General features: G+C 30.0%; 21 protein-coding genes. 18 read left to right on the top strand and 3 right to left on the bottom strand.

From position 1 onward, the window contains the following. The first annotated feature begins 107 nt into the window (after positions 1-107). The 5 genes from rpsL to CRV03_RS08825 all read left to right on the top strand — a co-directional run bounded on the left by rpsL (position 108) and on the right by CRV03_RS08825 (position 5,733). The gene (gene rpsL / locus CRV03_RS08845) at positions 108-482 is read left to right on the top strand and encodes a 30S ribosomal protein S12 (RefSeq protein ID WP_129062302.1); all 375 of its coding nucleotides are present in this window, start codon (positions 108-110) and stop codon (positions 480-482) included. A gap of 16 nt (positions 483-498) precedes the next feature. Next, complete coding sequence (gene rpsG, locus CRV03_RS08840; RefSeq protein ID WP_129084785.1) at positions 499-966, top strand: 30S ribosomal protein S7; 468 nt, start codon at positions 499-501, stop codon at positions 964-966. A 9-nt stretch (positions 967-975) separates the two neighbouring features. After that, entirely contained in the window at positions 976-3,084 is a 2,109-nt protein-coding gene (gene fusA, locus CRV03_RS08835) for an elongation factor G (protein WP_129084784.1), read from the top strand. Between the two features lie 237 nt (positions 3,085-3,321). Then, entirely contained in the window at positions 3,322-4,191 is an 870-nt protein-coding gene (locus CRV03_RS08830; protein WP_129084783.1) for an NAD(+)/NADH kinase, read from the top strand. Between the two features lie 3 nt (positions 4,192-4,194). After that, entirely contained in the window at positions 4,195-5,733 is a 1,539-nt protein-coding gene (locus CRV03_RS08825; protein WP_129084782.1) for an AAA family ATPase, read from the top strand. On the opposite strand, the gene CRV03_RS08820 is transcribed toward CRV03_RS08825, so the two are convergent. Continuing rightward, positions 5,730-7,643, bottom strand: a complete 1,914-nt coding sequence (locus CRV03_RS08820; protein WP_164968645.1) for an ankyrin repeat domain-containing protein — start codon at positions 7,641-7,643, stop codon at positions 5,730-5,732. The genes CRV03_RS08825 and CRV03_RS08820 overlap by 4 nt on opposite strands. A 134-nt stretch (positions 7,644-7,777) precedes the next feature. Between CRV03_RS08820 and CRV03_RS08815 the strand changes: the two genes are divergently transcribed. The 13 genes from CRV03_RS08815 (at position 7,778) to rimM (ending at position 20,968) form a co-directional block, all read left to right on the top strand. After that, on the top strand, positions 7,778-10,681 hold the full coding sequence (locus CRV03_RS08815) for a cache domain-containing protein (protein WP_129084780.1): 2,904 nt from the start codon (positions 7,778-7,780) through the stop codon (positions 10,679-10,681). Positions 10,682-10,812: 131 nt separating this feature from the next. Further along, entirely contained in the window at positions 10,813-12,129 is a 1,317-nt protein-coding gene (locus tag CRV03_RS08810; protein ID WP_129084779.1) for a peptidase U32 family protein, read from the top strand. A gap of 2 nt (positions 12,130-12,131) precedes the next feature. After that, a complete protein-coding gene (locus tag CRV03_RS08805; protein WP_129084778.1) occupies positions 12,132-13,439 on the top strand; it encodes a hypothetical protein in 1,308 nt (435 codons plus the stop codon). Positions 13,440-13,474: 35 nt separating this feature from the next. Then, on the top strand, positions 13,475-13,960 hold the full coding sequence (locus tag CRV03_RS08800) for an AIR carboxylase family protein (protein ID WP_129084777.1): 486 nt from the start codon (positions 13,475-13,477) through the stop codon (positions 13,958-13,960). 86 nt (positions 13,961-14,046) lie between these two features. After that, positions 14,047-14,985 (top strand): glycine--tRNA ligase subunit alpha, encoded by a 939-nt coding sequence (glyQ, locus tag CRV03_RS08795; RefSeq protein WP_129084776.1) that lies wholly within the window; start codon positions 14,047-14,049, stop codon positions 14,983-14,985. Between the two features lie 8 nt (positions 14,986-14,993). Then, positions 14,994-15,749, top strand: coding sequence for a Nif3-like dinuclear metal center hexameric protein (locus tag CRV03_RS08790; protein WP_129084775.1), 756 nt, complete (start codon positions 14,994-14,996; stop codon positions 15,747-15,749). Beyond that, complete coding sequence (locus CRV03_RS08785) at positions 15,742-16,461, top strand: zinc ribbon domain-containing protein (protein WP_129084774.1); 720 nt, start codon at positions 15,742-15,744, stop codon at positions 16,459-16,461. Before CRV03_RS08790 ends, CRV03_RS08785 begins: the two co-directional genes overlap by 8 nt. Next, positions 16,461-17,606 carry a lipid IV(A) 3-deoxy-D-manno-octulosonic acid transferase gene (waaA, locus tag CRV03_RS08780; RefSeq protein ID WP_129084773.1) on the top strand — a complete coding sequence of 382 codons (1,146 nt, stop codon included), beginning with the start codon at positions 16,461-16,463 and terminating at the stop codon, positions 17,604-17,606. Before CRV03_RS08785 ends, waaA begins: the two co-directional genes overlap by 1 nt. Continuing rightward, positions 17,596-18,342 (top strand): RNA pseudouridine synthase, encoded by a 747-nt coding sequence (locus CRV03_RS08775; RefSeq protein ID WP_129084772.1) that lies wholly within the window; start codon positions 17,596-17,598, stop codon positions 18,340-18,342. The genes waaA and CRV03_RS08775 overlap by 11 nt, the downstream gene beginning before the upstream one ends. A 152-nt stretch (positions 18,343-18,494) precedes the next feature. Next, positions 18,495-19,856: a signal recognition particle protein gene (gene ffh / locus CRV03_RS08770; RefSeq protein ID WP_129084771.1), complete on the top strand. Its 1,362-nt coding sequence runs from the start codon at positions 18,495-18,497 to the stop codon at positions 19,854-19,856. 89 nt (positions 19,857-19,945) lie between these two features. Beyond that, entirely contained in the window at positions 19,946-20,176 is a 231-nt protein-coding gene (rpsP, locus tag CRV03_RS08765) for a 30S ribosomal protein S16 (RefSeq protein WP_129084770.1), read from the top strand. A gap of 20 nt (positions 20,177-20,196) precedes the next feature. Next, the gene (locus CRV03_RS08760) at positions 20,197-20,436 is read left to right on the top strand and encodes a KH domain-containing protein (RefSeq protein WP_129084769.1); all 240 of its coding nucleotides are present in this window, start codon (positions 20,197-20,199) and stop codon (positions 20,434-20,436) included. Then, positions 20,399-20,968, top strand: a complete 570-nt coding sequence (rimM, locus tag CRV03_RS08755; protein WP_258239051.1) for a ribosome maturation factor RimM — start codon at positions 20,399-20,401, stop codon at positions 20,966-20,968. The genes CRV03_RS08760 and rimM overlap by 38 nt, the downstream gene beginning before the upstream one ends. Positions 20,969-20,977: 9 nt before the next feature. Here the strand turns inward: rimM and CRV03_RS14110 are convergent, their stop codons facing one another. Together CRV03_RS14110 and CRV03_RS08750 are read right to left on the bottom strand one after the other, a co-directional pair. Continuing rightward, positions 20,978-22,156, bottom strand: coding sequence for a hypothetical protein (locus tag CRV03_RS14110; protein WP_164968644.1), 1,179 nt, complete (start codon positions 22,154-22,156; stop codon positions 20,978-20,980). Between the two features lie 3 nt (positions 22,157-22,159). Beyond that, positions 22,160-22,588, bottom strand: a complete 429-nt coding sequence (locus CRV03_RS08750) for a hypothetical protein (protein WP_129084767.1) — start codon at positions 22,586-22,588, stop codon at positions 22,160-22,162. Between the last annotated feature and the right edge of the window lie 11 nt (positions 22,589-22,599).

Below are 22,599 nucleotides of genomic sequence, written 5' to 3'. Positions count from 1 at the left end.
TTCCTAGAATGGTAGTATCGTTTTGATTATGTAGCTTAAACATATGTCAAAGTAGACGAGAAGCATGAGCCGCTTTAAAGCTCAAACCAAATTTTATAAGGAAAGAAATGCCTACTATCAATCAACTTGTTAGAAAAGAGCGAAAAAAGGTGATCAAAAAATCTAAATCACCAGCTTTAGACAAATGTCCACAAAGAAGAGGAGTATGTACAAGAGTATATACAACTACACCAAAGAAACCTAACTCGGCTTTAAGAAAAGTTGCAAAAGTTAGATTAACAACTGGATTTGAGGTTATCTCATATATCGGTGGTGAGGGTCACAACTTACAAGAACACTCTATCGTATTAGTTAGAGGGGGAAGAGTTAAGGATTTACCTGGTGTTAAGTATCACATCGTTAGAGGTGCTTTAGATACTGCTGGTGTTGCAAACAGAACTGTTGCAAGATCTAAATATGGTACTAAAAAGCCAAAGAAATAAGTAGAAGGATAAGATAATGAGAAGAAGAAAAGCTCCTGTTAGAGAAGTAATGGCTGATCCTATCTACAATAGTAAAGTGATCACAAAGTTTATTAATACTGTAATGTTAGATGGTAAAAAATCTACTGCGCAAAAAATTATGTATGGTGCAATTGCAAACTTAGATGCTAGAGGTGAAGAAGCTGGTATTGAATTATTTGAAAAAGCAATTGAAAATGTTAAACCACTTTTAGAAGTTAAATCTAGAAGAGTTGGTGGAGCTACTTACCAAGTTCCTGTTGAAGTTAGAGCTGTAAGAAGACAAACTTTAGCATTAAGATGGTTAGTTGATGCTGCAAGAAAAAGAAACGAAAGAACTATGGTTGAGAGATTAGCAAACGAATTATTCGAAGCTGCTAATGAAAGAGGTGCATCATTCAAGAAGAAAGAAGATATGCATAGAATGGCAGAAGCTAATAAAGCATTTGCTCACTACAGATGGTAGGAATTATTCATGGCTAGAAAAACACCACTTAACAGAGTTAGAAACATTGGTATTGCTGCTCACATTGATGCAGGAAAAACAACAACAACAGAAAGAATTCTTTTCTATACTGGTGTATCTCACAAAATTGGTGAGGTTCACGAGGGTGCTGCAACTATGGACTGGATGGAGCAAGAGCAAGAAAGAGGTATTACAATTACTTCTGCTGCTACAACTTGTAACTGGCCTCACCCAAAAACAAACGAACAACTACAAATTAACATCATTGACACTCCGGGTCACGTTGACTTCACAATTGAAGTTGAGAGATCTATGAGAGTTCTTGATGGTGCTGTTGCAGTATTTTGTTCAGTTGGTGGAGTTCAACCACAATCTGAAACAGTTTGGAGACAAGCAAACAAGTATGAAGTTCCAAGAATGATCTTTGTAAACAAAATGGATAGAACAGGTGCAGATTTCTTCAACGTTGAGAAGCAAGTAGCTGAGAGATTAAAAGCTAATCCAGTTCCTATTCAAATTCCTATTGGAGCAGAAGAGAACTTTAGAGGGGTAGTTGATTTAGTAAAAATGAAAGCTATCGTTTGGGATGATGATGCTGCAATGGGTTCTGCTTATTCTGAAGAAGAAATTCCAGCTGAGTTATTAGAAACTGCTGAAGAATATAGAGAAAAAATGGTTGAAGCTGCTGCTGAGTCAGATGAAGCTTTAATGGAAAAATACTTTGAAGAGGGTGAATTAACTGAAGAAGAAATTGTTTCAGGATTAAAAGCTGCTTGTTTAGCAATGACAATTACTCCAATGACTTGTGGTACTGCATTCAAAAACAAAGGTGTTCAAACTTTACTTGACGCTGTAGCTATGTATTTACCAGCTCCAACTGAGGTTGCTGATATTAAAGGTGAAACTCAAGATGGTGAAGCTGTTATCGTTCCTTCAACTGATGATGGTGAAGTTGCAGCATTAGCATTTAAAATTATGACTGACCCATTTGTTGGACAATTAACATTTACAAGAGTATATAGAGGACAATTAGAGTCTGGTACTTATGTAATGAACTCAACTAAAATGAAAAAAGAGAGAATCGGAAGATTACTTAAAATGCACGCAAATAACAGAGAAGAAGTTTCAGAACTTTATGCTGGTGAAATTGGTGCAGTAGTTGGTCTTAAAACTACAATTACAGGTGATACTCTAGCTTCTGATAAAGATCCAGTAATCTTAGAAAGAATGGAATTCCCTGAGCCAGTTATCTCTGTTGCAGTTGAGCCAAAAACTAAAGCTGACCAAGAAAAAATGGGTATTGCTTTAGGAAAATTAGCAGAAGAAGATCCATCATTCAGAGTAAATACTGATGAAGAGTCTGGACAAACTATTATTTCAGGAATGGGTGAATTACACCTTGAGATTCTTGTAGATAGAATGAAAAGAGAATTCAAAGTTGAAGCTGAAGTAGGTGCTCCACAAGTTGCTTATAGAGAAACTATTAAGAACCCAGTTAAAAATGAGTACAAATATGCTAAACAATCTGGTGGTAAAGGTCAATATGGTCACGTATTCTTAGAAATCAACCCATTACCATCTGATTCTGAAGATAACTTCAAGTTTAATAACAACATTAAAGGTGGGGTTGTACCAAAAGAGTATATTCCTGCAGTTCAAAAAGGTTGTGAAGAAGCTATGGCTGGTGGTATCCTTGCTGGTTATCCAATGGTTAATATTGAAGTTACTTTATACGATGGTTCTTACCACGACGTTGACTCATCTGAGATGGCGTTTAAATTAGCTGCTTCTATGGGATTCAAAGAGGGTTGTAGAAGTGCAGCTGCACAAGCTATAATCTTAGAGCCAATGATGAAAGTTGAAATCGAAACTCCTGAAGAATATATGGGAGATGTTATCGGTGACGTTAACAAAAGAAGAGGACAAGTTCAATCTATGGATGAAAGAGCTGGTGTTAAACTAGTTACTGCAATGATTCCATTATCTGAAATGTTCGGATACTCTACTGACTTAAGATCTATGTCTCAAGGTAGAGCAACTTATGGTATGTTATTTGATAACTATGCTGAAGTTCCAAAGAATGTTTCTGAAGAAATCATCTCTAAGAGAAATGGTTAATCACGTCAATAAGAAGTGAATTTCTTCACTTCTTTAGTGATTAACGAACTTTTCTATATGTAATAGAAATTTTAATTTCGTAATTACATAGAAAAGGTCTGAACTAAGCACATACATAATTGTGAGTAGTTTCACTTCAAAGCTCAAGCTTCGGCTTAGGCTTTTTTTATACCCACTGCTTTTTAACTTTTAATTAGATAAAATCTTACAAATTATATAATCAAATAGGATAAATATTTGAAACTTACAAGAAGTGCAAAAAAGCTTGAAAGAAAAAGTAAAGCAGGGATTATCTTAAAACCAGAATCACCAGAAATCAAAAAAGAGTATTTAGAAATAGTTGACTATTTTAAAGCTCATAATATAGAGACATTTTTAGAAGAAAAAAGTTCTAAAATGATTAATCTAAACAATGGACATTCACTTGAAGATTTATGTAAAAGTGTAGATTTTTTAGTATCTGTTGGTGGAGATGGTACCTTATTATCAGTTGTTAGAAACTCATTTAAATATGATATTCCAATCCTTGGAGTTCATATGGGAACTTTAGGTTTTTTAACTGATATTGTTTATGAGGAACTACCAAAATTTTTAATAGACTTCTTTAATGATAACTATAGAATTGACAATAGAATGCTTGTAGAGTGTCAAGTAAATGATAAAACTTTTGTTGCTTTTAATGATATTGTTATTTCAAGAAAAACTGTATCTTCAATGATTAAAATCAAAGCAAAGATTGATGGTGCTTCTTTTAATAACTATTATGGAGATGGAGTGATAATTTCAACTCCTACAGGTTCAACTGCATATAATCTATCAGTTGGAGGACCAGTTGTTTATCCTTTAACTGAGGCCTTTATTATCACACCTGTTGCACCTCATAGTCTTACTCAAAGACCATTAGTAATGCCAGCAGATATAGAAATTGAGTTTAAAATAAAAGATGAGCAAGGTGCAGTTTTATTAATAGATGGACAAGATACTTATGAAGTTGAAAATAATACTGTAGTAAAAGTAACTATTGCACATCAAAAAGCAAAACTTATTCATAGAACAAAAAGAAATTTCTTTGAAGTTTTAAATGATAAACTACAGTGGGGTAATTAATTTATGATAGAAAGAATTTATTTAAAAGATTTCTTATCGTTTAAAAAAGTAGAGATGGAGCTTGACAAAGGACTTGTAGTTTTTACAGGACCTTCAGGAGCTGGTAAATCTGTATTGATGCAATCAATTTTATCTTTATTTGCTATAACTGATAGTAAGCCAAGTCTTGGGGAAGTATCTCTTATTAATTCTAAAATAGAAGATGAAGCTTATGATATAGAAAAAGATGATGATATCATCATAAAACAGATTAAAAAAGATAAAGTAAGATTCTTTTTAAATGCGCAAAGTATCTCTAAAAAGAACTTAAATGGCTTTTCAAAAAAACTTATTAAACATTTACACCTAAAAGATACAAGTGATTTTGATAGTAAAAAATTGATTGCTTTTTTAGACTCATTATGTACAAAAAACAATAAAGAGTTTAAAGCTTTAAAAGAGCAGTTTGATGAAGAGTTTAAAGAGTTAGAAAAAACAAGAAAAGAGCTTGCAAAGATAAAAGAAGATGAACTAAAATTAGAAGACTTAAAAGAGTTTGCAAAGTTTGAAATTGAAAAGATAGAAAGCATTAATCCAAAAGTTGATGAGTTTGAAGAGTTAGACTCAATAAAAAAGAAACTATCACGAAAAGAGAAAATAGAAGAGGCAATAAAACTAGCTAGTCCTATTTTTGATTATACTTCTCATGTAAATAGTGCTTTAGAATTATTAGATGAGGATTCAAGTTTTTTTGATGAGAGTTTAAATGAATTAAATAATATCTTTGAAAAGTTTAATGACTCACTTTATGAGTTAGAAGAGTTAGATATTGAAACAGTTTTAGATAGACTAGAAAAGCTTTCAGGTCTACAAAAAAGGTTTGGTTCTATAGAAGAAGCAATAGCTTATAAAGAAGAGAAACAAAAAGAGTTAGATGGCTATGAAAATATCTCTTTTGAAAAATCTATTTTAGAAAAGAACTTAAAAAAACTAGAAGAGAGCATTTCTGTATTAGTTGAGAAAATTTCTTCATATAGAAAAGAAGCAGTTGTAGTTTTAGTTAAAAAAATAAATCACTACTTAAAATATTTATATCTTTCAAATGCAACTATAACTTTAGATAAAAAAGAGTTAGACCAAACTGGAATAGATGAAGTTATTTTTGAACTAAATGGAGTTAACCTTGATACTATCAGTAGTGGTGAGTTTAATAGATTAAGACTTGCATTATTAACTTCTATTAGTGAGTTCGAAATAGTAAATAATGGAATTTTATTTTTAGATGAAATAGATGCTAACTTAAGTGGTAAAGAGAGTTCAGCTATTGCAACAGTTTTAGAAAAACTATCAGAGAACTATCAAATATTTGCAATCTCTCATCAACCACAGTTAACATCAACAGCAGATATCCACTTTTTAGTAGATAAAAAAGATGGTGTTTCTACTGTGAAAAAACTTGATGATAAGTCAAGGGTAGATGAAATAGCAAGAATGATTAGTGGTGCAGATATAACAGAAGATGCATACACTTTTGCAAAGAATCTTTTAGAAAAAAGAGTTTAAGAAGAAACCTCAAACTCTTTTTTCATATTTGAGATAAGTTTAGTAACTTTCTCTTTTTTGATAGGGTCTTTTGTTCCTTCTAAAACCTTTGGTAAGTTACCATGGAACTTTTTTAAGAAAGTTAAAATATATTTTGTCTTTTTATGAGGGTTATTAATATGAGCCCCTTTTTCTAACATCTCAGAAACTATTTTTGTATATCCTAAGAATGCAGCATAATTTATAGGTAAAACACCAAACTTATCAGGAGTATTTAAAAGCTCTTGACAATGTGCATAGATATATTTAAACATCTTTAAATCATTTTTCCATACAGCATTATGAAGCATATGTCGACCTTTATTATCAACAGCTTTTAGGTTTGCTCCATTTTTCATTAATATTCTAACAACACTAATATCTAAATCCAAAATAGCTTTATGTAATACAACCCCACCAAAAGAGTCAGTTGCATTTACATTTGCCCCAAGAAGTAAAATAGTACCTAGGTTCTCATAATACTTTTTCTTCTTAACTTCATTCTCTTCTTTTAATCCTTCTTCCATATATTTATAAAGAACATGTACACCTTCCATATCTGTTTGATTTATATCTGCTCCATGTTTAATTAGAAGTTTGATTAAATCAAAATTTCCATATCTTAGTGCTTCAAAGAAGTATGGTTCTCTTTTTGAATTAAGCATCGTAAGGTTTGCATTTGTATTTTGTAGTACTGCTTCAAATAGTGTAATATAGTCTGTGTTTGAGCTAATCTCTGGAAACCTTGGTTTCTTATCACTTTTAACAGTTAATATTGCCTCAATTAGTTTTTCAATAGCAGTTACATTATCTTTATCTTTTATATTTGGATCTGCCCCAAAATCAACAAGCGTTTGATTTATCTCTGTAAAACTTGCGTCTTGAATAATTGATTGACTAAGTGCAGTTTGTCTATCTCTATTTAATATATTTATATCAATCTCACACTCAAGTAGTATATTTAATACTTTTATAGATTTATATTTTACAGGCAAAGATATAGCTGTTTCATTTGCATAGTTGCATGTTTCTAAATCAATTCCACTATTTGCAACTATTGGAATCATAGCTATTAAGTTCTCTAACTCTTTAGAGTCTTCTTCAAAATCTTCTACTATATCATTCTCTATTTTGTACTCTTTTTCTAAAACAATAGAAAGTAAATGAAGTAGAATATTATTACCTTTTTCATCTACATGATTTATATCTACAATTTGAGTAAAAGGAGCAAATAATTTTTTACTCTTAACTCCATTTTCTACAATATAAAATAGAGCATTTCTTTGTTGCTCATCTTCTACACTAAACTTACTAAACCTAGGAATTAGAAGTTTGAAAATCTTTTCATCTAAGAAAGTTTCATTATAAAAAAGTATGTCTTCTTTATTTTTTAAATCTTTATTATCAAGTAAGTCTTGAACTATTTCAATTGATTTATTTTTTATTGCAAGTTGTAAAAGAGTTAGCCCTTTATGATTCTTCTTATTTACGTCTGTAATTTTATCTTTGATTTTTTTGTAAACTTCAATTAAATTATTTTCAATAATATATTCAACAGCAGATGTTTTATCATAGTCTAATTTATTTACGTCAACATTGTATTTGATAAGCTCTTCTATACATTTTACATAGTTATATTTACAAGCAATCAATAGTGCAGTTTGACCTTCTCCATCAACATCTCTGACATTTATTCCATTTTTTAATAGCCAAGCAATAGCTTTATGGTTGTTTTCTAATGCAGCAATATGTAAAAAGTTTTGTAAATTTTGGTTTGTATGGTTTATATTAATATGTTCTAAAATTGAATCTGCTTTTGATTCATTAAAATCTTTACTTTTAATCTCTTCAATTAAATCATCGGCAGTTTTTTTAAATAGTTTTCCAATCATTTTTTCTCCATTAAAATTGGATTTTATCATAAATAAAGAAAAATGAAAATAATTTTTACAAAATCTCTATTTAACTTGACAAATTTTGTTTTATCAAGCTAAAATAAATCAAAATAATAAAAAGGGATACTAATATGGGCGCATTATCTATTAAAGGGAAATTACTACTTATTTCCTTAATAGCAATTGTATTAGTTACAGTGATAACTGCAGTACAATCTATTTACTCTATAAAAGGGTTATCTAAGAAGGACGTTGAAAATTTTAGAAAGGAAGCTTACTTAAAAAAAGAAAAAGAGTTGCAAAACTATGTTTCTTTAGCTATGAAAACAGTTGATTCTTATTATAAAAGAACAGCTATTGACAAAGTAAAAGTTGAAGTTCAAGAAGAACTAAAAAAGCAAACAGGGTTTCTTTTTTCAATCTTAGAAGCAGAATATAAAAGATTAAATGGAAAAGTATCTCAAGAAGAAATAAAACAAAGACTTAGAAGTATCGTTGAGGGGACAAGATATGGAAAGACTGGATATTTCTGGATAAATGACACTGATGCAGTTATCGTAATGCATCCTATTAAACCACAGTTAAATAACAAAGATTTATCTGAGTTTAAAGATAAAGGTGGAAAGAAAATCTTCACAGTTTTTGCTGATGTAGCAAAAAAAGATGGTGCAGGTTTTGTTGATTATGTATGGCCAAAGCCTGGTTTTGAAAAGCCACAACCTAAAGTATCTTTTGTAAAACTATTTGAACCTTTTAATTGGGTAGTTGGAACAGGAGAGTATGTTTCTGATGTTTCTGCAAATCTTAAAAAAGATGCCCTACAAGCTATCAAAAATATGGGATATGGAAATAATGGATATTTCTGGATAAATGATTCTCATCCAAAAATGGTTATGCATCCAATTAAACCTTCTCTTGATGGAAAAGATTTATCAGCAGTAAAAGATAAAGCAGGAAAACTTCTATTTAATGAAATGTCTAAAGTTGCAAATGCAAAATCTGAAGGTGGACTTGTTAAGTATATGTGGGAAAAACCAGGGAAAGATGTGCCTCAACAAAAGTTCTCATTTGTACAAAGATTTGAGCAATGGGATTGGATTATTGGTACTGGTGAATATGTTGATGATGTAGAAGATAGTATCTTAGCAATGGAACAAAGAACAAATGATGAGATTAGCTCTATTATTACATATATTCTTATCTTTATTTTAGTTTCTGTAGTAATTATCTATGCGGTTTATTCATACTTATTAAAAAAAGTAATTGGTGACCCACTTGAGGACTTAAAAGATGCAATTGATAATCTAAGAAGTTCAAGTACTAATGATATGATTAAGAAGAAAAGTGATGATGAAGTTGGAAAGGTTATTGATTCCTTTAATAGTTATATCAAGTCTTTACAAGATGAGCATGAGCAAGATGCTGTTGTAATTGAAGAAGTAAAAGATGTAATTCAAAAAGTTAATAATGGATTCTATGTTTACAAAGTAAATGCAAGTTCAACAAATCCTCAAATTCAAGAGTTAAAAACTTCAATTAACTCTATGATTGAAGGTACTAATACAAAACTTGAAGAGATAAATAAAATATTAATTGAGTATGGTAACTCTAATTTTGATTATAAAACAAGCAGTAAACATGCTGTATCAAATGGTATTATTGGTTCAATTTTCACAAGTACAAAACAACTTGGGGGAACAGTATCAGAGTTCTTATCTATGATTACAACAACAGGTGAAAAGTTAAATAATGATACAGATATCTTATCTTCTTCTTCATCTACTTTATCAACATCTGCAAATGAACAAGCAGCTTCATTAGAAGAGACAGCAGCTGCTGTTGAAGAGATTACTTCAATTATTAAATCAAGTAATGAAAAAGTAAATAGAATGTCTATTTTAGCAAATGACTTAAATAAGTCAGCACAAGATGGACAAGAGTTAGCTACTAAAACAACAAGTGCAATGGAAGAGATTGATGTACAAGTTAGTTCAATCAATGAAGCAATTACTGTAATTGATCAAATTGCCTTCCAAACAAATATTCTTTCACTAAACGCAGCAGTTGAAGCGGCAACAGCAGGTGAAGCAGGAAAAGGTTTTGCAGTTGTTGCTGGTGAAGTTAGAAACTTAGCAAATAGATCTGCTGAAGCAGCAAAAGAGATTAAAGAGTTAGTTGAAAGAGCAACTACAAAAGCAAATGAAGGTAAACAAATCGCTAATAATATGATTGGTGGATATTCTGATTTAAGTTCAAAAGTTACAGAAACAATTGGATTAATATCTGATGTAAATGGAGCAAGTAAAGAACAAGAAACAGGTATTGTTCAAATCAATGATGTAGTTAACTCTTTAGACCAAGCTACACAAAGAAATGCTGAGTCTTCAACACAGATTAGTAATCTTGCAAATGAAGTAGCAGGCTTATCTACAAATATGCTTGAGATTGCAGATAGAGCAAACTTTAATCAAGACAAAAAGAATGAGATTTGTGATATTAACTTAGTATTTGAAATTGCAAAACTAAAAAATGACCATATTAAGTTCAAGAATGATAACTTTGCAAAAGTAGGGGATTCAAATAGTTCTTGGACAGTAAAAACTTGCAAAGAGTGTGATTTTGGTAGATGGATTTTAGAACAAGAGAGTGCTGGAAAAGAATTCACTAGAGGTTCTACTTGGACAACATTAAAACAACAGCATGAAAATGTACATAAAGCTGTACAAGAGTATATCGATGAAAATGCTAAGAATGCTTCAAATGCTACACTAGAAATGATTTCTAAGAAGTTAGAAGACTCTACACAAGCTTTATTTGACATAATGGATAACATTAAGGTTGAACATTGTAGAAACTATACTCAAGAGTCAGAAGTAAAAGAACCTATTTCTGTAGAGACTAAGAAAGAGACACCTGTAAAAAGACAAGCAGTAAGAGAAACTCCTTCTTCTAAAAAAGTAGAGCCAACTTCTACTTCATCAAACAAAACGATTACTGCAAACAATAACGACGATGATGAATGGGAAAGCTTCTAAGAAGCTTCTCTTCTCATCTTCATAATCTAAATCTTATAAAATCTAACTAATTTTTTTTAAACTTTAATCTACAGAATTTTTTGATATAATCACGTTTTAAAAACAGTGTCTTGGAAACACAAAGGAATATAATGAAAAAAGATAATAAAGTAGAATTGCTTTCACCAGCAGGTAATTTAGAGAAATTAAAAATTGCTTTTGCCTATGGTGCTGATGCAGTTTATGGTGGTGTTAGCCACTTTAGTTTAAGAATCAGAAGTGGAAAAGAGTTTAGCTTTGAAACTTTTAAAGAGGGTATTGATTATGCCCATGCAAGAGGTAAACAAGTTTATGCAACTATCAATGGTTTTCCTTTTAACTCTCAAATAGACTTATTAAAAAAACATATTATTAAAATGGCAGAGTTAGAACCAGATGCATTTATTGTAGCAGCACCAGGAGTTGTAAGACTTTGTAGAGAACTTGCTCCTCAAATACCAATTCATTTATCAACACAAGCAAATGTATTAAACTATTTAGATGCCCAAGTATTTTGGGATATGGGTGTTAGAAGAATAATTGCAGCTAGAGAAATATCTTTAAAAGATGTTCAAGAGATTAAAAAACATTTACCAGAGATGGAAATAGAGATTTTTGTACACGGTTCTATGTGTTTTGCTTATTCAGGAAGATGTTTAGTATCTGCTGTACAAATGGGAAGAGTTCCAAACAGAGGTTCATGTGCAAATGACTGTAGATTTGAATATACTTTATATGCAGCAAATGAAGACCATAGTACACTATTTAGACTTGAAGAAGAACCAGGTGTGGGAACATATATCTTTAATGCAAAAGATATGAACCTAGCTTCTCATGTAGATGAAATTTTAGAAAGTGGCGCAGTTGATTCTATTAAGATTGAAGGTAGAACAAAATCTCCATATTATGCAGCAGTTACAGCATACGCCTATAGAAAAGCAATTGATGATTTTGAAGCTGGAAAATTTGAAGCAGACAAGTATCAAGAAGAGCTTGCAACTACAAAAAATAGAGGGTTTACTGATGCTTATTTAGTACATAGACCTTTTGATAGAACAAATACACAAAACCATGAATATGCTTTAAGTAAAGGAAGCTATGAGGTAAGTGGACTTATTACAGAAGATGAAGAACACTTTATGTGTAAATATAAAACTTATCCAAATGATGAGATTGAAATTTTTGCTCCTATAGGCACTCCTATTGAGGAAGTAGAAAATGAAATAGGAAAAATCTATAAAAAAGAAGATGGTAAGTTTTATGTATCATTTAAAAAGATTTTAACTGAAACAAATAAAGAGTTAGAATCTGTTCATAGTGGAAATACAAATAAAATAAAACTTCCAGGAAAACTTCCTTATTTAACAATGCTTAGAGTTAAAAATGAAGAAGAACAAAGTAATTCTTGTGAAGGTGCTTGTAATAGTTAAGAATGGTAGTATTTAGAGTTACAGATAATATAAATATAAAAACTACAGATGGAACTTTAGTAAAATATACAAAAGTAAAAGGGCCATCTAACTTATTAAATGAAACTATCTATATAACAACACTAGAAGACTTTAGCGATTTAAAAAAAGTCTTCGCAAGTGTTGGTAATAAATACAAAGCTAAAATTATTGATGAAGCAAAAGTTAGATATCTAAGTCAGTTTCCTAGAGAATTAGGTATTACAAATATCAATGAATACAATATTACAAATAATCTAAACTATAAATATAAAGATAAAATAGCTATACAAAGTGAAGAAAACTCAGTAGAGTCTATTTATTTAAATGAAGAGAAAAGTGATTTAAAAAAACAAATTAGTGGTACATTAAAAAAAGATGTAAAAGTTCTAATTTTAGGTAGTTTAGGTTCAAGTATCTCTGAAATGATTTGTGCTAGTACTGCCCTTAGAATTTTGTATGAAAAACTATCAAAACAGTTTAGAAGTGTAAGCTTAGACATATATATCAATGCTTCAGAAAATAGGTTTTATTCTAGGGATAAAATGATTTTTTCAAACCAAGCCTTTGTAAATAAAGTTAGTGCTTTATCAATTGATGTTAAAGAGTTCTGCTCTTATGATTTTTTTGTTGATGCAAGTTCAGTTACTAAAAGAAGTTTTTATCAAACACTAAACTATACAGATGCTTGGCTTCATAAGTTAGGTATTGACTATAAAGCTATTTCAAATGAACAAAAATATAATGAAATAAATTTCACTTCATACAAACCTAAAAAAGATTTACAAGATAAAATAAGAACAATAAAGCAAAAAGGTAAGGTTTTACTTTTCCATCCATATTCAGCAAATGCAGCTAAATCTATACCTAAAGAGATTGCAATTAAGCTACTTAAAAAGATGATAGAAAAGATGCCTGAATATGTATTTGTTTCTACTTTAAAGTTAGACCCTAAATTTAAAAATGATAGGTATTTTGATTTATCAAATGACTCAAGTAGTTTTATTGACTTTTGTTATATTGTTTCAAATTGTGAAAAAGCATTTACTGTTAATACATCAACTTATCATGTTGCAGATGCCTTTTTTATTCCAAGTGTTGTAGTTCTTACAGATTATGACCAAAAAAGAGATATAAAAGAGTATGAATACTCTAAAGCAATCTATGTAAAAGATAAATCAAAAGACTATAGTCAGTTTATATTTAAAAATGAATCGTTACTTTTATATCGCTTTGATGGATGGCAAGAGCTTAAAGCTTCCAAAGTAATTAAATTATTAGAAAAACTTTGATAAAATCACGTGTTTAAAAAATCACAGGTGAGAAAATGAAGTTTGTATCTATTATTATGGGTAGTGAATCTGACTATGAAACAATGAAGTGTTGTGTTGAAACTTTTGAAAAGTTTGCAGTTAAATATGAGCTTATTGTTTCTTCTGCCCTTAAATCTCCCAAAAGAACAGAAAAGTATGTTTTAGACGCTGAAAAAAAAGGAGCTGTAGTTTTTATTACTGCTTCTAAGGTTGTTTCTCATTTAGCAGGAATGGTTAGTTCTTTAACTACTAAGCCAGTTGTATCACATCAAACAAAAAGTAGTGATATTCATGAATCCTTTTCTACAGTTTACACGCCAGCAGGAATTCCTGTTTGTAGTGCAACACTTGGTGAAACAGGAGCTATAAACGCTGCATATTTTGCGATGCAAATTTTAGCAATCTCAGATAAAGAGTTGGCTGTAAAATTAAAAGAAGATAGAATAGTTCAATCTAAAAAAGTTGAAACTGTTTCTAAAAACATAGAAGTAATTTTATAGTACAAACAAAAAAGCCTGTATATTAATTGAAGTAAGCTATTACTTTCAATAAACAAAAATTTAATAAAGAGTTAGGAATAAAATAGATGGTAACATTTTCAGAAATTCTATTAAAGTTACAAGAGTTCTGGGCAAAGCAAGGATGTAATATTGTACAACCGTATGATATCCCTGCGGGAGCTGGAACTTTTCACCCAGCTACACTTCTAAGAAGTTTAGATTCTACACCTTGGAGTACAGCATATGTTGCACCAAGTAGAAGACCAACAGATGGAAGATATGGAGAAAACCCAAATAGATTAGGGGCTTACTATCAGTTCCAAACTTTAATTAAACCTAGTCCAGACAATATTCAAGATCTGTATTTACAGTCTTTAGAGTATTTAGGATTAGACCTTTCTAAACATGATATTAGATTCGTTGAAGATAACTGGGAATCTCCAACTCTTGGAGCATGGGGACTTGGTTGGGAAGTTTGGCTTGATGGAATGGAAGTAACACAGTTTACTTATTTCCAACAAGTAGGAGGACTTCCTTGTGACCCTGTTGCAGTTGAGATTACTTATGGTACTGAAAGACTTGCAATGTATCTTCAAGGTGTTGATTCTGTATTTGATATTGTTTGGAACAAAAATGAACATGGGACAACTACTTATGCAGATGTTCACAAAGAAGATGAGTATGAGTTTTCTAAATATAACTTTGAGATAGCTAACACAGAGATGTTATTTAGACACTTTGATGATGCTTTTAATGAATGCAAGGCTTGTTTAGATGCAGGGCTTCCATTACCAGCATATGATCAGTGTATGATTGCTTCACATGCATTTAATACTCTTGATGCAAGAAAAGCTATTTCTGTTACTGAAAGACAAAATTATATTCTTAAAGTTAGAGAGTTAGCACAAGGTTGTGCTGTGCTTTACAAGAAACAAGAAGTTCAAAGATTAAAAAAAGTAGGAAGTGAGTCTGCTAAAAAAGCATTAGCAAACTTAAAAGAAACAAACCCAGAATTATTTAACTAGGAAACGTTTTGAAAATAAAAGAAATATATAGTTTTTTAGATGAATTATCACCTTTTGAGTTACAAGAAAAATGGGATAATTCAGGTCTGCTTATTGGAAACTTTGAAGATGAGTTTAACCAAGTTTATATTTCTATAGATTTAGATGAGGAAATAATTGATGAGATGGAAGAAAACTCATTAGTTATAACTCATCATCCTTTAATTTTCAAAGCCCTAAGAACTATTAACTATGATACTTATAGTTCTAAGTTAGTAAAAAAATTAATTCAAAAAAATATTGCTTTAATCTCTATGCACACTAATATTGATAAAACACATTTAAATAAGTATGTAGCAAAAGAAGTTTTAGATTTAGAAGTTATTGATAGTGAAGAGTTTATTTGTTATGCAAATGTAAATGATAGCTTTGAAAACTTTGCTAAAAAGATTTCTAGTAGTTTAGGATTAGAGTATTTAAAATATGTAAAATGTAACGAAGAAGTAAAAAAAGTTGCATTAGTAACTGGTGCAGGTATGTCACTAATAAATGAAGTTCAAGCTGACTGTTTTTTAACAGGAGATATAAAATATCATGATGCAATGGAAGCCAAAGCAAGAGGTATTTCCTTAATTGATATAAGACACTATGAAAGTGAAAAGTATTTCAGCACTCTATTAGAGGGACTTATCAGTGAATATTTGAAAAAAAATCAATTAAAAGCTATAATAACAGCTTCAAAAAACCCATTTAAGTTTTGTACACAAGGAGACACGGTTGAATAAGTATTTACAGGATTTAGTAAAACTATCTAAGTATGATGGTTCTATCAGTATGTTTGAACCAAAAATTGAAAATGAAAAAGCAAAGTTATCTACATTTATTGAAGTAGCAGAATCGATTAAAACTTCAATTAACGATGCTTATGCACAAATTGATGATGTAAAATCAAAAAGAACAAAAAACAATATTCATTTAGCAGAATTAAAAACTAAATTAGAAGAGATTTCTAAAAAGCATAACGAAGTTACAAATGAAAAAGAAGTAAAAGCTTTACAATTAGAAGAAGAAATTGCTAAAGAGCAAATTACTTTTGCTAATGAAGAGATTGAAAGATTAGATGAAATTGCAGCAGCTAAAGAAGAAGAATTAAAAGAATTACAAGCAAAATTAGCTGAAGAAGAAGATTCAATTAAAGAGATTCAAGTTGCAGTTGATAATGCAATTGATGAAATCAACCAAGAAAGAAATGCAGTTTACCAAGAAAGAAGTGAATTATTAGAGAAATTTGATAATAAAATTTTAACTTTCTATGAAAAAATTAGAAGATGGGCAAAAGATTCAGCTGTAGTTCCTGTAGTAGACCAAGCGTGTTATGGGTGCTTCATGAAAATCAATGACAAAACTTATTCAGAAGTTATTAAATCAGAAGAGATCATTAACTGTCCACACTGTGGAAGAATTCTTTACAAAGAAAATGAGACTGAAGAGGCTTAATTTTGAGCCTTTTTAGTATTATATATTATCTAGTTTCTCTAGTAATTTATATACTGGCAATTCCCTACTTACTCTATAAAACAAAAAACAAAAAATACAAAGAAGCAATACCTGCAAAATTTTTTTTAAGAAACAATAAACCCTTTGAAAAAAGTTCTATTTGGTTTCATGTTTGTTCTATGGGAGAAGCAAAAGCTATTAAGCCACTAGTTGAGAAACTTGATGAAACAAATATTAGTGTAATAACTAATACAGGTTTTGAGGAAGCTAGTAGTTTAACTTCAAATGTTAGATATCTACCTTTTGAAATCTTTTTACCTTTTTGGATAAAAAAGCAAAAAGCTTTAGTTGTAATGGAAGCAGAGCTTTGGTACTTTTTATTTTTGTTTGCAAAAAGAAAAGGTGCTAAAACATATTTAATTAATGCACGTATTTCTGATAAGTCTTATAACTCATATAAAAAGTTTTCATTTTTTTATAAAAGAGTGTTTGCAAATATTGATAAAATTTTTGCTCAAACAAAAGAAGATAAAGAAAGACTTTTAGAACTTGGGGCAAAAGATGTAAAAGTTATAGGAAATATTAAACTTGCTCAACTTCCAAAGGTAACAAGAAGTTTTGAAAAGCCAAATGATACTTTGATTACAGCTGGAAGTACTCATGAGAAAGAAGAAGAACTAATTTTGAACTCTTATGATAGAGAGTATGGAAAATTAGTTATTGTTCCAAGGCATCCAGAAAGATTTGAGAAGGTTGCAAAGTTAATAGAAGAGTTTACACAAAAAAATAGTTTAACTTTTCATAGGTTTTCACAAAAAGAAGACTTCAGTTCTGATATAATTTTAGTAGACAAGTTAGGCGAGCTAAACAATATCTATGCAATTTCTGATATTGTGATTTTAGGTGGAGCTTTTGCAAATGTAGGCGGACATAATCCTGTCGAGCCAGCTTACTTTGGATGTAAGTTAATTTCAGGAAAAAGAATTTTTAATCAAAAATCACTATTTGAGTGTGTTAAAAATTATAAGTTAATAGAAGACAATGAATTAAAAGAAGCATTAGAAAATGCTCAAGATTTAGAAAATTCATCTTTAGTACAAGAAGGTGATATACAGCCAATAATAAAGGAATTACATGGCATATGATAAAGCATATAAAGTTCTTGCAAAACAAGAAGGAATCTCAAACTCTAAAGCAAAAGAGCTTATTGATAAAGGCTTAGTAAAAGCTGGTGGAAAAAAAGTAATGATTGCCAGAGGTGAGATAGATACTGATACAAGGTTTACTGTAAAAGAGATTGGAGTAGTTAAAGTAATTTTCCAAGATGATGATATTTTAGCAGTTGACAAACCAGCATTTTTGACTTCAGATGAAATAGCAAGAAAGTTTCCAAAGGCAATTATGCTAAATAGACTTGATAAAGAGACAAGTGGTGTTATGCTATTTGCAAAAAATGAAGAGTTTCAGAAAAAAGCTATTAAAGAGTTTAGAGCAAACAATGTATACAAAGAGTATGTTGCAATTGTAGATGGAAAAGTAATTGATGAAATCGAAATTGATAAACCAATTTTAACTACTAAAGATAGAGGTCAAGCAAAATCTAAAGTAGATAAAAAAGGGAAACCAGCTAAAACAACTGTATACCCAATGTTCGTTGAGGGAAATAAATCAAAAGTAAAAGTTGTAATTGATACAGGGAGAACACATCAAATCCGTGTACACCTAAATAATATAGGACTTCCAATAATTGGAGATACTATTTATGGAAAACCTGTTGCTAATATAAATAGAGTTTTACTTCATTCAAAAAGAACAAAAATATTTGATTATGACTTTGAAGCAAGGGAACCAAGAGAGTTTAAAGTGTATGAGTTTAATTAGAATTTAAGCTTTACGAAAATAAAGAATCCCTAAAATAGGGATTTCTTTAAAATAATAAATTTAAAAAATCCTTAAAACAATACCTCTCTTAAACTAACTTAAAGTATACTTTCAATATAATCCACAAAAATTATTAAAGTTTGGAGTTTATTTTGTTTGATTCAATAACCGGTTCAATAAAAAATGCAGTTAATAAAATAAGACATAAAGATGATGCAGCATCACTTAAAAAAGCAACAACAGAACTTAGAAAGTCGTTATTAAAATCAGATGTTCACCATAAAACTACAAAAGAACTTGTTACTGCAGTTGAATTAGAAACAAAAAAGAATGGAATAGGTCAAGACTCATTTTTAAGAGCATTACAAAGTGAGCTTAGTAAAATCTTAACAACTGAAGGGAATCAAGGTTTTGTATTCTCTGCTACTCCTCCAACAACTATTTTAATGACAGGATTACAAGGTTCTGGTAAAACAACAACAACTGGTAAATTAGCAAACTACTTAAAACTTAGAAAGAAAAAAGTTTTAGTTGCAGCTTGTGACTTACAAAGACTTGCAGCAGTTGAACAATTAAAACAAATTGCAGCACAAATTGAAGTTGATATTTACTTTGACGATAATGAAACAAATCCAATTAAAATTGCACTTGCAGCTCAAGAGAAAGCAAAAAAAGAACACTATGATGTACTTTTAATAGATACAGCTGGACGACTTGCTATTGATGAAGAGCTAATGCAGCAATTATATGATGTAAAAGAAGCAGTAAAACCTGATGAAATCTTTTATGTTGCGGACTCATTAACAGGACATGACGCTACTAAAACAGCAACTACATTCAAAGAAAAAATTGGAATTGATGGAGTTGTATTATCAAAATATGATGGTGATACTAAAGGTGGGGTTGCAATCTCTATTTCACATCAAGTAGGTGTTCCTTTAAGATTTATTGGTATTGGTGAAAAGATGCCAGACCTTGAAGTATTTATTCCAGATAGAATTGTATCTAGACTTATGGGTGCAGGGGATATTGAAGGGTTAGCTGAAAAAACTGCAGCAGTAATTGATGAAAAGAAAGCAAAAGCCGTATCTAAAAAGATTAAAAAGGGTGAGTTTAACTTTAATGACTTTTTAGACCAACTTGCGATGATGAGTAAATTAGGTTCTATGAAGTCAATTATTGGAATGATTCCTGGTCTTTCTCAAATGGCTGGACCAATAAAAGATATGGACTTTGAAAACTCAGATGAGATTAAAAGAATTAAAGCATTAATTGGTTCAATGACTCCAAAAGAGAGAGAAAATCCAAGCTTAATGAATCCAAGTAGAAAGAAAAGAATTTCAAAAGGTTCTGGACTTTCAGAAATGCAAGTAAACAAAATACTTAAGCAGTTTAAAAATGCATCTAAAATGGCTAAAAAACTTTCTTCTAAAGGTGGAATGAAAGGTTTACAAAACATGATGCAACAAATGCAAGGTCAAGGTGGTCCAGGAGGACTTAACTTACCTAAATAGGTAATAACTAAATAGTATTGAGTTGTAAACTTACTTTGAAAGAAGAGGAGTTTAGAATTCAATACTATAATTAAACAGAAGGAATAAAAATGACAGTAATTAGATTAACAAGAATGGGTAGAAACAAGAAACCATTTTACAGAATCGTTGTAACAGACTCAAGAAAAAGAAGAGATTCAGGTTGGATTGAATCAATTGGTTACTACAACCCAGTAGTTGAGCCAAAAGTATTAAAATTAGACGAAGAAAGATATAACTATTGGCTAAGTGTTGGTGCAAAACCATCTGAGAGAGTTAAGAAATTAGCTGAAAAAAAGTAAATTTATTATAAGATTTTATCATGATTACTAATTTTATAGAAAACTATGCAAAACTTATAGTAAGTTACCCTGAAGATGTTAGCATCTCAACGAATGTAGTAGATGAAACTTTTACAGAGATAACTATCAATGCTAATAGTGCAGATATCGGTAAACTTATCGGTAAAAATGGAAACATGATAAATGCATTAAAAACTATGGCAAACGGTTGTAAAGCCAAAGATGGTGTATCTTACAAAATACAAGTGTTGTCAAACTAGAATGAATGATAAAATCTATGTTGCTAAATTAGGTAAGGCAGTAGGCTTAAAAGGTCACTTAAGACTTTTTATTGACTCTGACTTCCCTGAGCAATTCAAAAAAGGCGCAAGCTTTACTACAGACAAAAAACTTACATTAATTCTTGAAGAATACAATTCAAATAGAGACTTAGTTAAGTTTGAGAATTACGATGATGTAGATACTGCAAAAAAACTAACAAATCAACTTTTATATGTAACAATGGAACAAACAAAAAATGACTGTAAATTAGAAGAGAATGAACACTTCTGGTTTGATATTGTTTCATGCCATGTATTTGAAAATGATTTAGATTTAGGTGAGATTGTAGAAATACATCGATATCCAATTGAAGATTACTTAGAAATTAAAACATCTACTGAGTTAGTAGATAAAGGTCTTCCAAAGACTTTTTTAATCCCTTATAATGTTGAAAACTATATTGTAAGTGTAGATACTGATAAGAAGAAAATAGAAGTTAAAGATTCATTAGTAATACTAGAAAACTCTTAATAAAGTTTTCTAATAATTACATCTTTTTTGATACTCTTCTTTTGTAAAATCTACTAAGAATGCATCTTTAAATCCATTATCCATTAAACTATTAAATACTTTGTTTCTTTCAATAGGTGACTCATATGGTCCAAAGTATATTTCAATTCTATTTTTAGAGTCTCTACATAATGAAATTTTCTTATCAAAGCTTTCTACTTTATCTAAGTATGATTTATGAAGATCCCCCTTTATAACTGCTACATTAATAAATGATAAGAAAAGATTTGCATTCATAATATCATTTTGCTCTTCTTTTGGTGCAGGAGGAATCATCTCTTCTTTAGTATCAACCATTTGGTTTTGAGTTACTTCAGTCTCTTGATTTGTTGAAGTTTGTTCATTATTAATTGTTTTTTCAATAATTTTTTCAACATTTGTTTTTGTTGTTTCTTCTGCAGGTTTTGAAGGAATACTCTCTTTTTGTTTTTGTAACTCTTCAAATATTTTAGCTTTTTGTGCTTCAAACTCTTGTTTAATTTGCTCTTGAAGTTTCAAGAACTCTTCTTGCTCTTTTTTAATAGTCATTTGTCTTTCTTCAAGAAGTTGTTTCTCTTTTTCTAAAGCTTCTTTCTCTTTTGCAATTCTTTCTTCTTCTTTTCTTTTTTCTTCTTCTATTGCTTTTTGTTTAGCTTCTTCTTTTCTTTTTTCTTCTTCTTGAATTCTTTTCTCTTCGGCTTCTAATTCTTCTTTATTTAGAATTTCAGTTTTAGTTAGCATTTGAAGTTTTTTATTCAATTTGTTTTTATCAATATCATCAATATCAACATCAGGTTTTTTTTCTACTTTAACTGCTTGAGCTTTAGCTTGAGGTTCTTTGTTTTCTTCATCATCAAAGAAACCAGCTAAATACATAATAGTTCCTAAAGTTAATACAACAGATAAAGCAGCAATTACACCAATTAATATTTTTAAAATTTTGGGTTTTTTCTTTTGAATAGGTTCTTCATCTAAATCTTCATTTTCAATAGTATTACTATCATACTCTTCATTTGTTTCAGTATCAGAGTTGTTTTCTTCTGCAGGATTATCTGCAGATAGATTTTCATCACTATTTACAGGTTGAAGTGTATCTGTATCAGTAGCTTGATTATTGTCTTGTTCTAAACCTAATTCTTCAATTATCTCTTGGTCTGTTTTTTCTGCCATTTTCTACTCTTTATTTTGTTTTCTTTTTTCTTTTTGTTTTGCTAATATTTTTTCTCTATTTTTTCTGTAATATTCTTTTCTATATTCTCGAAGTTTTTCTTTTTTCTTTTCTCTATACTCTTTATCATAGTTTAGTCTATCTTCTTTATTCTCTTGATAGTAATCTTTTTTCTGTTTTTTATAGTCTTGAATTTTTTTTATGATTTGTTCTTTTCTATCATCAATATGTCCTTTTTGCTTTTTTGCAATAAGTTTCATATTTTTTAAAAAGTTTTCATCACTTAACTCTTCTGAGTAGTCAATACTTTTTAAGTCTTTATACTTAGCAGAAGAAGAGTCTTTATTTTTACTTTTTAAGTAATATTCTCTTTTCTTCTTTTTATGTTTTAAAAAGTTCTCTTCTCTGAGTTTTTTTAATCTTTCTAAATCCATGGAACTAAAAA

The sequence above is a fragment of the Arcobacter sp. F155 genome (assembly GCF_004116455.1).
In the GTDB taxonomy this organism is placed as follows: domain Bacteria; phylum Campylobacterota; class Campylobacteria; order Campylobacterales; family Arcobacteraceae; genus Halarcobacter.
This window is presented reverse-complemented; position numbering and strand designations above follow the sequence as displayed.

Excerpts from the sequence above, each read along its gene's own strand:
- rpsG (WP_129084785.1), top strand. The coding sequence starts at position 499 with ATGAGAAGAAGAAAAGCTCCTGTTAGAGAAGTAATGGCTGATCCTATC.
- CRV03_RS08805 (WP_129084778.1), top strand. The coding sequence starts at position 12,132 with ATGGTAGTATTTAGAGTTACAGATAATATAAATATAAAAACTACAGAT.
- CRV03_RS08760 (WP_129084769.1), top strand. The coding sequence starts at position 20,197 with ATGATTACTAATTTTATAGAAAACTATGCAAAACTTATAGTAAGTTAC.
- CRV03_RS08750 (WP_129084767.1), bottom strand. The coding sequence starts at position 22,588 with ATGGATTTAGAAAGATTAAAAAAACTCAGAGAAGAGAACTTTTTAAAA.
- CRV03_RS08775 (WP_129084772.1), top strand. The coding sequence starts at position 17,596 with ATGGCATATGATAAAGCATATAAAGTTCTTGCAAAACAAGAAGGAATC.
- rimM (WP_258239051.1), top strand. The coding sequence starts at position 20,399 with ATGGTGTATCTTACAAAATACAAGTGTTGTCAAACTAGAATGAATGAT.
- CRV03_RS08820 (WP_164968645.1), bottom strand. The coding sequence starts at position 7,643 with ATGATTGGAAAACTATTTAAAAAAACTGCCGATGATTTAATTGAAGAG.
- fusA (WP_129084784.1), top strand. The coding sequence starts at position 976 with ATGGCTAGAAAAACACCACTTAACAGAGTTAGAAACATTGGTATTGCT.
- rpsL (WP_129062302.1), top strand. The coding sequence starts at position 108 with ATGCCTACTATCAATCAACTTGTTAGAAAAGAGCGAAAAAAGGTGATC.
- CRV03_RS08800 (WP_129084777.1), top strand. The coding sequence starts at position 13,475 with ATGAAGTTTGTATCTATTATTATGGGTAGTGAATCTGACTATGAAACA.
- rpsP (WP_129084770.1), top strand. The coding sequence starts at position 19,946 with ATGACAGTAATTAGATTAACAAGAATGGGTAGAAACAAGAAACCATTT.
- CRV03_RS08815 (WP_129084780.1), top strand. The coding sequence starts at position 7,778 with ATGGGCGCATTATCTATTAAAGGGAAATTACTACTTATTTCCTTAATA.
- CRV03_RS08810 (WP_129084779.1), top strand. The coding sequence starts at position 10,813 with ATGAAAAAAGATAATAAAGTAGAATTGCTTTCACCAGCAGGTAATTTA.
- CRV03_RS08825 (WP_129084782.1), top strand. The coding sequence starts at position 4,195 with ATGATAGAAAGAATTTATTTAAAAGATTTCTTATCGTTTAAAAAAGTA.
- glyQ (WP_129084776.1), top strand. The coding sequence starts at position 14,047 with ATGGTAACATTTTCAGAAATTCTATTAAAGTTACAAGAGTTCTGGGCA.
- CRV03_RS14110 (WP_164968644.1), bottom strand. The coding sequence starts at position 22,156 with ATGGCAGAAAAAACAGACCAAGAGATAATTGAAGAATTAGGTTTAGAA.